Source organism: Pseudomonas sp. NPDC089428 (assembly GCF_044749325.1).
Lineage (GTDB): Bacteria > Pseudomonadota > Gammaproteobacteria > Pseudomonadales > Pseudomonadaceae > Aquipseudomonas.
The window spans coordinates 400368-412426 of sequence record NZ_JBIVHT010000001.1 but is presented as its reverse complement, the minus strand read 5'-3'; the positions used below and the strand labels follow the sequence as shown (position 1 = coordinate 412426).

9 protein-coding genes are annotated in these 12059 nt (G+C 66.4%); 6 read left to right on the top strand and 3 right to left on the bottom strand.

The window, feature by feature from the left end:
- Nucleotides 1–3: 3 nt before the first annotated feature.
- Genes ACIPZ5_RS02215 through ACIPZ5_RS02205 form a run of 3 tightly spaced genes read right to left on the bottom strand, consistent with a single transcriptional unit; the run spans nt 4 to nt 3054 of the window.
- A complete protein-coding gene (locus ACIPZ5_RS02215; protein ID WP_400806371.1) occupies nt 4–1191 on the bottom strand; it encodes an LLM class flavin-dependent oxidoreductase in 1188 nt (395 codons plus the stop codon).
- A gap of 51 nt (nt 1192–1242) precedes the next feature.
- On the bottom strand, nt 1243–1974 hold the full coding sequence (locus ACIPZ5_RS02210) for a class II aldolase/adducin family protein (protein ID WP_343594919.1): 732 nt from the start codon (nt 1972–1974) through the stop codon (nt 1243–1245).
- An 18-nt stretch (nt 1975–1992) separates the two neighbouring features.
- On the bottom strand, nt 1993–3054 hold the full coding sequence (locus ACIPZ5_RS02205; RefSeq protein ID WP_400806368.1) for an ABC transporter substrate-binding protein: 1062 nt from the start codon (nt 3052–3054) through the stop codon (nt 1993–1995).
- Nucleotides 3055–3433: 379 nt separating this feature from the next.
- Between ACIPZ5_RS02205 and ACIPZ5_RS02200 the strand changes: the two genes are divergently transcribed.
- From ACIPZ5_RS02200 to ACIPZ5_RS02175, 6 genes are all read left to right on the top strand, one after another.
- On the top strand, nt 3434–4666 hold the full coding sequence (locus ACIPZ5_RS02200) for an acyl-CoA dehydrogenase family protein (protein ID WP_400806366.1): 1233 nt from the start codon (nt 3434–3436) through the stop codon (nt 4664–4666).
- Nucleotides 4667–4759: 93 nt separating this feature from the next.
- Nucleotides 4760–6535 carry an ABC transporter ATP-binding protein gene (locus ACIPZ5_RS02195; RefSeq protein ID WP_400806364.1) on the top strand — a complete coding sequence of 592 codons (1776 nt, stop codon included), beginning with the start codon at nt 4760–4762 and terminating at the stop codon, nt 6533–6535.
- A complete protein-coding gene (locus ACIPZ5_RS02190) occupies nt 6528–8378 on the top strand; it encodes an ABC transporter ATP-binding protein (protein ID WP_400806361.1) in 1851 nt (616 codons plus the stop codon). The genes ACIPZ5_RS02195 and ACIPZ5_RS02190 overlap by 8 nt, the downstream gene beginning before the upstream one ends.
- 213 nt (nt 8379–8591) lie before the next feature.
- Nucleotides 8592–9740: an LLM class flavin-dependent oxidoreductase gene (locus tag ACIPZ5_RS02185; RefSeq protein WP_261940709.1), complete on the top strand. Its 1149-nt coding sequence runs from the start codon at nt 8592–8594 to the stop codon at nt 9738–9740.
- A 19-nt stretch (nt 9741–9759) separates the two neighbouring features.
- On the top strand, nt 9760–10824 hold the full coding sequence (locus ACIPZ5_RS02180) for an ABC transporter substrate-binding protein (RefSeq protein ID WP_400806359.1): 1065 nt from the start codon (nt 9760–9762) through the stop codon (nt 10822–10824).
- Nucleotides 10821–11879, top strand: a complete 1059-nt coding sequence (locus ACIPZ5_RS02175) for an ABC transporter substrate-binding protein (protein WP_261940711.1) — start codon at nt 10821–10823, stop codon at nt 11877–11879. The genes ACIPZ5_RS02180 and ACIPZ5_RS02175 overlap by 4 nt, the downstream gene beginning before the upstream one ends.
- Nucleotides 11880–12059 lie beyond the last annotated feature (180 nt).

Here is a 12059-nt window from a genome sequence, read left to right as displayed (position 1 = left end):
TCCTTACGCCGGTTGCGCCACGCCGGGTTTGCTGGCAGCACCCAGGCGCGGTACGTCGAAGCCATGGTCCAGGTCCAGCAACGGGAACAACAGGTCGGCCACCCGATGGGCCTCGTCGATCAGCGGAAAGCCCGAGAGGATGAAGGCCGATGTGCCTTGGGCTTCGTATTCGCGGATGCGCTCGGCCACCTGCTCGGCACTGCCGACCAGGTAGGTGCCGGCCGCCGGGCCAAGTATGTTGAAACCGAACAGGCTGGGGCCCAGCCAGACGTTGGGGTAGATTTCCAGCTCACGGGCCGTGGGCAGGCGCCCGGCGCGGATGCTGTCGAGGTTGCGCTGGATGCGCGGGTCGTCGCTGACGTAACTGTCGATGGTTTGCCCGGGCGGCAACTGGCGTTCGATGGCGGCCCTTGCAGTGGCCAGCGAGGTGCGCTGCAGCAAGCGCTCGGCATGGGCCCAGGCTTCCTCCTCGGTCTCGCGCACGATCACCTGCAGGCGGGTGCCGTAGGTCAGCTCGCGGCCGATCTTGGCGGCTTCGGCCGCCACACGGCGGAATTTGTCACCGAGCTTTTGCGGGGTATCGGCGAAACTCAGGTAGACATCCAGCAGCTGCACGGAATGGGCAACGCCCGGTGCCGAAGTGCCAGCGCCCCACAGCGGGATGCCAGGCTTCTGCTTCGGTGGGTGCCAGCCGCCCAGCGGGTGGGAAGCGGCCGCCGGCGAACGTGGTGAAAGCTTGACGTAGCGGCCGTCGTAGCCGGCGGTGTCGCCCGCATAGAAGCGTTGGAAGGCACGCCAGTATTCCAGGCTGAAATCGTAGCGTTCATCGTGCGGGTAATGCACGCCCAAGGTGGCCAGGCCAGCGTCGTTGCCGTTGACCACGTTGAACAGCAGGCGGCCGTTGGAGAACTGGTCGAAGGTGAGCGCCCATTTGGCCAACACGGCTGGTGACAGCTCGCCCGGGTGTTGGGCTACCAGGAAGCGCAGGCGCTTGGTCGCGTCGATCAGCGCTGCCGACACGGCCAGGCTTTCATTGGGGCTGGAACCGAGCAGCGAGCCGTAGAAGCCCAGGCGGTCAGCGGCGATGGCCAGTTGCTTGAGGTGCTCGAAGTCGGTGTGCCAGCGGCCTTCAGGCTCCCAGGGGTGCGGGCCGTCCGGCGTGGTGAGGTACCAGAGTATTTTTACTGCCATGGGGGTGAGTCCTTTTCTGCAAGGGGGGCGCCCAGCGCCCCTGCGTTCACATCAGCTACGCCGATCGATACCCGGCACCAGGCCCAGCTCGGTTGCCCGCTCATACAACCCGCTCATTTTCCACTGCTGGGTCAGCACCCCCGGTCCATATGGCCGCGACCCACCCAAGGCATCGGCCAACAGTTGAATCTGCGCGCCCTCCTCCAGCAACAGGATGAACTCCGCCGTGGCACGCAGCCCCTGCTTGCCCCACACCGTGGCGCCGCCATTGGCTTCCAGGATTGCCAGGTTGAACGGGTTTTCGGCGATCTTGTCGAGGATGAAGTCCACCTCGGCCTGGCGCCGGTCGATGTACACCGGCAGCTCGCGGGCCAGCTGGTAGCGCTGCACCGGCACATAGTGGAACGGCAAGGTACGGTGGGTTTGCGCCCAGGCCCCCAGGTACGGGCTGTGCACGTGTGACACGGTGGTGATGTCGGCGTGGGTCTGGAACAGCTTGGTGTAGCGGCCCAGGCCACCTTTGCCCTTGCCGACGATGACGTTGCCGGAAAAGTCGGTCACCGTGGCCTGCAGCGGCTTGCGGTGGTTCCACGGGCCGCCGTAGTTGACCGCTACCAGCAGGTCTTCGCCGGGCACGCGTTCGATAAAACCGACCGTGCCATTGGCCGTGATGGTGTTGGTTTCGCGGAATACGCTGAAGGCCGCTTCGGCTTCAGCCACCACCTGGTCGATGAAGGCTTGCAGTTCGGCAGTGACGGGGCGTTCGTTGATCAGTACGGTCATGTTCAATCTCCAGTCGGGTCAGGCGCGGCGCTGGGCCAGCAGTTCATGGGCAGCTTGCAGGGGCCGCGGGTCGACCCAGTCGGCGATGGCGAAGTCGGCCTCGAGGAAGCCGTGCAGGTACAGGAAGTCCTTTTGCGTGCCAAGGAAGGCCAGGCGTTGCTCGGACAGATCAGGCGCCAGGGTGGTGTGGAAGTCACCCCGGTAGGCCTGCGCCACGCCTTGGCTGCCGGCGCGGGTTTCTTCTTCGAGGATGCGGTTGAGCGCGTCGCGGTTGTTGGCTGCCCAATCTGCGGCACGCAAGGTCTGGGCGAGGAAGCGCACCACCAGATCGAAGTGCTCGTCGAGCAGGCGCTGGTGCACGGTGATCGGTCGCGGCGTGCCGTTGTTGATGCGGTGGCGCGGGTCAGCCAGCAGGTCGAGGTCGACGCCGACCACCAGGCCCAGCCGACGTGCCGCATCTGCCGCTGCCGCGCCCTTCACGTACACCGCATCGACTTCACCACGTGCCAGGTACTCCAGCCCCGACCACAGCCGTTGCAGGCCCAGCTGCGGGGTTGCAGCGTTGGCCTGGTCGAGCAGGGCCACTTCCACCAACTGCACATCACCCAGCTGCAGGCCAGCCGACGCCAGGGCGCCTTTGTAGCCGTGCAGGCTCATGGCCCGGGCGATGCTGCCGGGGCGGCTGTCGCCCCAGGCCGGCAGGGCCAGGCGCTTGCCACGCAGGTCGGCGGCGCTGCGGATGCCGGAGTCCGGGCGGACCAGAATGGTTTGCCATTCTTCGATCCAGGTCAGGCCGATCAGCCGGCTGGGCGAGCCGACAGCGCGCGCGGCCAACGCCGGTACGTTGCCGCCTTCGCGGAACAGCCCGGGCAGCTGGTGATCGTAGTGGTGGTGGCCCAGCTGGCGAGCCTCCTGCAAGGTCGAGACCGGCAGACCGTCGGCGGCGAATTCCTGCTCCAGCCAGCCCAGCTTGTAGGCGATACCTGAGGCGGTGGGCACGGGGCAGCGGGTGAACCAGATACGCTCCAGGGCGGACGGGTCGTCTGCCAGGCGTTTTGCGGTGGGGGTTACGAGGGACATGGGGTGGCTCCTTGGGCGTCGTGGAAGCACCATTGCAGTGAGCGTGCCAACCGCTGGAGGCCTTGATTTACGTGGGGTCTGCCGTTTCTCATGGGCGCCGTTTGCTGGGCTGGGAGCAAGATTGCGGGAGGGGTGCTGCCAGATCAGCAAAGGCGCTGTTGCTGGAGCAGCAAGATGCCGTGGAAGCCTTGAAGGATGGGGCCTGAAGAGGGGGTGGCAAAGATATTGCTCAAGGGCTTGGGACCGCGGTGTGGCCATTCGCGGGTGAACCCGCTCCCACAGGGAACCGCGCAAAGCTCAGGCATCGCGGTTCCTTGGGGGAGCGGGTTTACCCGCGAAGCAGGCGCACTGGCCCCTTCAGACAAACCGAGATTCCTCAATGAGCGCCATAGAACCCTCCCCCGCCCGCCGCCTGACTAGCGAAACCGAGGCCATCGAAGTCGCCCGCGAGGTTGCCGCGCAAATCGCCGAACTGGCCGCCGACCCGCGCAACAACGGCCAACTTCCCCGCCGCCAGGCCGAGCTGCTGTCCAGCAGCGGCCTGACCGCCATCGCGGTGCCCAGCCAGCTCGGCGGCCTCGGTGCCTCGGTGCAGACCGTGGTCGAAACCGTGCGCCTGGTGTCCACCGCCGATGGCGGCGTCGGCCAGTTGCTGCAGATTCACAACGTGATGCTGCGCGGTATCTTTACCGGCTACCCGGATGAAGTACGCGACCGGCTGATCGCCGATGTACTGGCCGGCAAGCGCTTCGGCAATGCCCTGGCCGAAGTCGGCGGCAAGAACAAGTTCGCCCTGAAGACCCGCGTCGAACGCAACGCCGATGGCCAGTGGGTGCTCAACGGCAGCAAGTTCTACTCCACAGGCTCATACCTGGCCGAGTGGATCTCGCTCACCGCCGCCAGCGAAGACGGCGGTGTTGGCGTGTTGCTGCACCGTGACACCCCCGGGCTGACCCTGGTCGATGACTGGCAAGCCTTCGGCCAGCAGAACTCGGTGAGCGGTACGGTGAATTTCGACAATATCGTGCTCGACGAGCGCTACCTGACCCGCCGCAGCGGGCCGATGAAGCGCACCGGCCTGACCTTCCCGCAGATCCTTCACGCGGCCATCGACACCGGCATCGCCGCTGGCGCCTTGCAGGCAGCCGTGGAGTACCTGCGCGAGCATGCCCGCGCCTGGGTGGAGAGCGGCGTCGAGCGCGCCAGTGACGAGCCCCATGTGATCCGCCAGGTTGGTGAATATGCCGTGGCCCTGCGCGGTGCCGAGTCGGTGCTGCGCGAGGCCGCGCGGGTGTTTGACGATCACGAGCGCGACCCGGAAAACAAAGCCTTGCAGGATGAGCTGATTCTTTCGGTGGCCACCGCCCGTGCGCATTCCGATGCGGCGTCACTGAAGATTTCCAGCGACCTGTTCTCGCTGCTGGGCGCGAGCGCGTCGCTGAGCAAGTGGAACCTCGATCGCTTCTGGCGCAATGCGCGGGTACACACCACCCACGACCCGATCCGTTGGCGGCTGCACAACGTCGGCAACTACTACCTGAACGGGGCGGACCCTGGGGAGTACACGGCAGTGCTCAATGCCAAGGAAAACCAGGGCGCTACCCGCCGTTGAAACCAGGTTTGGGCGGGGGGGGCCTTGCGCCCCTGTCGCGACACAAGGCCGCTCCTGCAGGGGGGCGGCGTCGCATTCTGATCGAGCATTTACATGAACCACCCTCTACTTCGGGCCTTGGCCATTTATCGCGAAATGCCTTGGCGCTTCGCCCTGGTCACAGCCTTGTACATGGCCGGCAATCTCGGCCTGGCCTGGCAACAGTGGCTGATCGGCCACGCGGTCGACGATGTCAGCGCCGGTCGCGCCGTGGTGCGCCTGGCTGATGGCAGCCTGGACGCCAGCATCGCCTGGCACTGGTTGTGGCTGCTGCTGGCCATCGCCTTGGGACGCGGCCTGCTGCAATACGCCGCCGCCGTGCTGTCGCTGGTGCTCAGCCAGGCCCTGCTCACGCGCCTGCGTGAACGCATCCTCATCCAGGTACAGCGCCTGCACCTTGGCTACCACTGGCGCCACGGCATGGGTGAACTGGTCACCCGCACCACCCGCGATGCCGACAAGGTGCGCGATGCATTGATCACCTTCTGGCGGCAGATCATCGAAACACCGCTGGTGGTGATCGCCGCCGTCGGCCTGTTGAGCTGGTACGACCCGCTGCTGGGCCTGGTGCCCTTGCTACTGACCGGCGCCGGGCTGTGGCTGTTCGTGGTACAGACCGATCGCCTGGTAACCCTGGACCGTGCCGTGGGCGCCGCCTATGACCAGGTCAGCCAGGACCTGGCCGAAGGCATCGGCGGCGTGCGGGTGATCAAGGCTTTCGGCCTGGAAAGCCAGCGTATCGCCCGATTCGCCAGCCAGGTCGAGGTGTTCACCCATCACGCCCGCGCTGCCCTCGCCTACGCCAGTTCGCGCATCCCGCTGCCCCAGGCCGTGGTGGCGCTGGGACATGTGTGGATCCTGGTCTACGGCGCCCATCGCGTGGCGGCCGGTGCCCTGGGCATCGGTGAACTGGTCACCTCGCTGCTGGTGGCGACCACGCTGGTGTTCCGTATCGAAGGCATCGGCCGGGTGATGCAGACCTTCGCCGATGCCCGCGCCAGCGCCGAACGCATCTGGCAGTTGCTGGACGAACGCCCGGCCATCCTCGGTAGCCATGCCACGCTGCCTGCCGGGCCGCTGGGGCTGAAGCTGAACCAGGTGCAGGTCAGTGCCGCGCAGGCTGCTCGGCCTGTGTTGCAGGACTGCTCGCTGACCCTGCAACCCGGTGAGGTAGTGGCGCTGGTCGGCGCCACCGGTACCGGCAAGAGCCTGCTGGCCAGCCTGCTGCCGCGCCTTACCGACGTAGAGCACGGCAGCGTGCAGGTCGGCAGTGATGCCGGCGGTTGGCATGACGTGCGCAACCTGGACCTGGCTGACCTGCGCCGCCGCGTTCACGTACTGCCGCAGGAAAGCTTCCTGTTCTCCGACAGCCTGGCCGCCAACCTGCGCCTGGCCGCGCCGCAAGCCAGCAACGCCCAGTTGCGCGAAGCCTTGCGCCTGGCCGCTGCCGAGGATGTGCTGGCGCGCCTGCCCCACGGCCTGGATACGCCGCTGGGTGACCGTGGCGTTACCTTGTCTGGCGGCCAGCGCCAGCGCCTGTGCCTGGCCCGGGCGCTGCTTGGTGCGCCCGACATCCTTTGCCTGGACGACGCCACCAGCGCCCTGGATGCCCTGGGCGAACGCCAGGTGCTGCACAACATCCGCCACCTGCACAGTGCACACGGCCAAGGCCCGGCCTTGCTCCTTATCACCAGCCGACTCTCCACCCTGCTGCAGGCCGACCGCGTGCTGATGCTGGAAAACGGCCGTATCAGCGCCAGCGGCAGCCATGCCGAACTGAGCGCGAACAATGCCCATTACCGCGATTTGCTGGGGGTCGACCATGACTGATGTGCAACACACGCCCGCCAGCGATATCGACATCGAGCAGCGTCTGGCCCGCCAGGCACTGGACCGGGGTATGTTCCACCGCCTGCTGCCGCTGTTGCGGCCCATTCGTGGGCAGATCCTGGCGGTGATCGGCATCGAGCTGCTGCTGGTGTTTACCGTGTTCCTGCGCCCGTGGTTCGTGCGCGAACTGCTGGACAAGGGCCTGGTACACAGTGCCGACCATTGGCTGCTCGATGAACGCCTGGTGCTGTGGCTGGGCCTTGGCCTGGCGGCGAGCTGGCTGGGGCGCTTTCTGCTGGCCGGGGTATCGCAGTTCATTGCCGGGCGCGCGGCGATCGGCGTGCTCAACAACCTGCGGGTCAAGGTGTTCGCCCATGTGCAGGCGTTGTCGGTGAACTACTTCGACCAGACCCGTGCCGGGCGAATCATTTCCCGCGTTGACCGTGATGTCGATGCACTGGAGCCACTGCTGGTACAAGGCCCACCAGAACTCCTGGGCGCCCTGCTGCGCTGCGGGTTGGCTGCGGTGATGCTGTGGCGCATAGAGCCCAGTTTCTTCTACAGCCTGGCCGCCACTGTACCGTTGCTGGCCGTGGCCACCTGGCGCTTCAAGCGGGTGTCGCAGCGCAACTGGGCCAAGGTGGCGGAGCAACGCAGCCGCTTCACCGCACATCTGGTTGAAAGCGTAAGCGGGGTGCGGCTGATCCAGCAATGTGGGCAAGCGCAGATCAACCAGGCCCGCTACCGGAGGCTGCTGGAAGACTTCAACCAGGCGCTGATCCGCGGCAGCCTGCGCGCTGGCTGGTTCGCCCCGTTCACCGCGTTGCTCAGCACCGCCGGCATGGCCGTGCTGTTGCTGGTCGGCGCCCACGGCCTGGCCGAGGGCAAGGTCAGCGTTGGCCAAGTGGCAGAGAGCCTGTTCTACGTGTTTCTGTTCCTCGGCCCGCTGCAGGAGTTGTCGGACCTGTTCGAGCGCTATGCCACCGGCAGTGCCTCGGCCCAGCGCATCTTCCTGTTGCTCGACACACGCCCGCAGGTACTCGACCCACCTGCGCCACAAGCGCTGGCCAGGGCACACGGCCAGGTGGACTTCGAAAAGGTCGGTTTTGCCTATCTGCCAAACAGCCCACGGCCAGTGATTGACCGGCTCGACCTGCATATTCGTGCGGGTGAAGTGATAGCCATCGTCGGCCCCTCGGGGCATGGCAAAAGCACCTTGGTACAGCTGCTGACGCGCTTCTACGAAGTGCAGGACGGCGCCGTGAAGCTGGATGGCATCGACCTGCGTGCCCTGGCCCAGCATGACGTGCGGCGCAACGTGGGCGTGGTGCTGCAGGACAACGTGCTGTTCAGCGGCAGCATCCTCGACAACCTGCGCCTGGCCTCGCCAGCTGCCAGCGATGCGCAACTGATTGCCGCGGCCCGCGAGCTGGGCGCCGACGAAGTGCTGGAGCGCCTGCCGCAGCGCTACCACACCGAAGTCGGCCCGCTGGGCGCGCACCTGAGTCATGGCCAGCGCCAGTTGGTGTGCCTGGTGCGGGCGTACCTCGCCGACCCGGCGGTGCTGGTGCTCGACGAAGCCACCTCAGCGGTGGACGTGCACACCGAACGGCGCATCCAGCGTGCCCTGCGCCGGCTGTGCCAGGGGCGCACGGCGATCATCATTGCCCACCGGTTGGCGACTATTCGTGATGCTGACCGGATTGCAGTGGTCCGGCATGGGAAGGTGGTGGAGCAAGGGCCGCATGCTGAACTGATCGGCCGTGGTGGGGCTTATACGGCGCTGTACGACGCGTATTTGCGCAGTGCTGGAGAGGTTGCAACCGAAGAAATCGAGGTCTGACTTGCCGGCCTCTTCGCGGCGGTTCGACGCCTCGAAGAGGCCGGACCTGTTCATGCTGCTGTCCCAGCATCCACTGCTGCCTGATTGCTGCTACAGCAGCACATATCCCTCAGCCCACCCCCGCAAGCCCCCGCCCCACAGGCCTCAGCCATCCATGGCACAGCCGTTGCACCACCTCCCCCACTCGCACACCCTGCCTCTTCAGGAGTCCCCATGACCACCGAATTCTTCTGGCGCCTGCCCTTGGGTACCGACGGCCCGCAGCTGTCCACCGACCGCCACAACCGTGGCAACCCTGTACACCGCGCCGGCAACATCGCCCCCGGCCGCCTGCCCGATGGCCAGGCCGACGGTTTCACCTACATCGACTACATCGCCCAGGTGGCCAAGGCCGCCGAGCTGGCCGGCTTCGAGGGCGCGCTGCTGCCCACCGGCCCGGAGCCGTGGATTGCCGCCGCCGCGCTGGCCCGCGAAACCCGGCGCATCCGCTTCCTGATCGCTTTCCAGGCCACCTGGACCCTGCCCGCCTATGCCGCCCAGCAGGCGGCAATCCTGCAGAACCTCAGCGGTGGACGGCTGGACTGGAACATCATCACTGGCGGTAACCCGGCCAGCCAACGCGCCAATGGCGATTTCCTGGAACATGACCTGCGCTACAAGCGCACCGGCGAATTCCTCGACGTGATCCAGGGCCTGTGGGCGCAGGACAAGTTCTCCTACGACGGCGACATCTACCGCCTGGAGAACGGCAGCCTGCCGCCAGGCCTGCAGCACGAACGCAAACCGGGCGTGTACTTCTCCGGATTTTCCGATGCCGCGCTGGAGGTGGCCGCGCGCCATGCCGACGTATACCTGAACTGGGCCGAGCCGATCGACAAGCTCAAGCCGCATATCGAGCGGGTGCGCGAACTGGCCGACAAGCAAGGCCGCACGGTGCGCTTCGGCCTGCGCGTCGACCTGTTCGCCCGCGAAACCGAAGAACAGGCCTGGCGCGAGCTGCGCCAGCAGTTCGAGCGCCTGGAAGGCAAAGCCAGCGCCAGCGCCAAGGGCTTCGTGACCGGTTCGGACTCTGTGGGCGGCGCACGGCAGGCGGCCTATCACCAAGGCTTGCAGGGCTTCGACGAACTGATCCTGGCGCGCAACCTGTGGGCCGGCTTTGCCAAGGCCAAGCCAGGCCCTACCGTGGGCCTGGTGGGCAGCCACCAGCACATCGCCGAACGCCTGGCCGAATACCGCGATGCCGGTTTCAGCACCTTCATCCTCGCCGCCAACCCGCACCTGGAAGAGGCCCTGCGCATCGGCCAGGAAGTGCTGCCGCTGGTGCAACAGGCGACCACTTCCCCTTTGCAGGCCAGCGCCTGATCCCGACCGGAGCCCGAACATGAGCCAACCCCTCGATACCCTGTGGTACACCCGCTGTCCGGTGCCCACCGGCCTGGGCATTGCCGTGCAGCAAGGCTGGCTGCAAGACGACCTGGCGAGCCTCGGCACCCAGGTGCAATCGCTGCGCGAAGCCGACCAGCAGGCGGTGCGCGAATCGCACTTCGACCACAGCCTGCTCAACTCGGTACGCCATGGCGGCAGCATCCCGGCCATCTGGGCCCGCGCCCAGGGCCGCGAAACCCGCGTGATCGGCCTGTCGTGGGCCGATGAGGCGCAGTTGATCCTGACCCGGCCGGACAGCGGCATCCACAGCGTGAAAGACCTAAAGGGCCGGCGCTTCGGCCTGCCTGACTGGGCCGCCGCGCAGATCGACTTCACCCGTGCCCAGGCCCTGCGCGGGCTGGAAAACGCCTTGAAGCTCGAAGGGCTGCAAGTGGGCGACGTGGCGCTGGTCAACTACCGATACGACGGTACCTTCAGCGACCGCCCAGTGCGCAACGTGGCCGGCACACCGGTGTCCAGCACCCAGAGCGAAGGCCGCAACCTGGAACTGGCTGGCCTGCTGCGCGGCGAAGTGGACGCCATCTTCCTCAAGGGTGCCAGCGCCGTGCAACTGGCCCACGCCTTTGCCCTGCACACGGTGATCGATACCGGCAGCCACCCCGACCCACTGATCCGCAGCAACAACGGCACACCACGCACCCTGGCGGTGGACAGCCACCTGCTGGCGCAGCACCCGCAGGTGGTACGCACCCTGCTCGGTACGGTGCTGCGCGCCGAGCGCTGGGCGCACCAGCACCCGGATGAAACCCGCCGCTACCTGGCGCGGGAAACCAACAGCAGCGAGTACTGGGTGCAAGTGGCCTACGGCAATGACGCCCACCTGCGCCTGAGCACCCGCCTGGACGAGCAGGCCATCGTGGCCTTGCAGGATTTTGTCGAGTTCCTCGAACGCTGGCGCTTCATTCCGGCGCGCTTCGAGGTGCGCGACTGGATCGCCCGCCAACCCCTGGACCAGCTGCTGGCCCCCACCCCCATGGACAGGAAACCCGTTACCCCATGACCAAGCCCCTGGAAACCCTCTGGTACACCCACAGCCCAGTGCCCACCGGCCTCGGCATTGCCGTGCAGTCGGGGCGCCTGGCCGAGGCCTTTGCGCCATTCGGCACCAATATCCAGTCGTTGCGCGAGTCCAGCGAACGCGAGGTGCGCGAGGCCCACTACGACCACCACCTGCAGAACTCGGTGCGCCACGGCGGCAACATCCCGGCGATCTGGGCCTACGCCAGCGGCGTCGAGACCCGCGTGCTGGGGCTGTCGTGGAGCGATGAGGTGCAGTTGATCCTCACCACCGAAGAAAGTGGTGTACGCAGTATCCGCGACTTGAAGAACCGCCGCTTCGGCTTGCCCAAGTGGGCCAATGTGCAGATCGACTTCACCCGTGCCCAGGCCCTGCGCGGGCTGGAAAACGCCCTGAAGCTCGAGGGCCTGGCGGTGGCCGATGTGGAGCTGGTCGACTACCCCTACGGCGGCACCTACAGCGACGATGCCAAGCAGCACCTGTATGGCGCCGAAGTGAGCCTGGACACCAGCCGCTTCAGCCGCCGCAACAATGAGCTGATCGGCCTGCTGCGTGGCGACATCGACGCCATCTTCCTCAAGGGCGCCCATGCGGTACACCTGGCCCATGAGTTCGGCCTGCGCGTGGTGGTGGACACCGGCAGCCACCCCGACCCACTGATCCGCAGCAACAACGGCACGCCGCGCACGCTGACCGTCGACCGGCACTTGCTGGAGAACCACTTCGAGGCCAGCCGCACGCTGGTCGACACGGTACTGCGCACCGAGCAATGGGCCTGGGCCAACCCCGAAGAGACTCGGCGCTTTCTGGCGCGTGAGCTCAACACCAGCGAGTACTGGGTAGCGGCGGCGTATGGCGACGATGCGCACCGGCGGTTGCGCACGACGCTGGACAGCCGCTCGATCGAGGCGCTGCAGGACTTTACCGAATTCCTGTTCAGGTGGGGGTTCATACCTCGGCGCTTTGATGTGCGGGAGTGGATTGATTTTCGCGTGCTGGAGAATGTGATCGGCTCGACCTCGCGCTTGGCCGTTTAAGATGTTGGGGCTGCTGAGCAGCAGCCCCAGCCATTTCTGCCACCCCATTGCTGCCCCAGCAGCACCCGCCCAGCACCCCACTGCTGCCCAACCTGCAAGACCGTCCAAGCGCAGGCATTAAATCCATACAAATCAATCAGTTATCAATGTGGCACAGTCCCTGCTCTAGCCCTCCCCAAC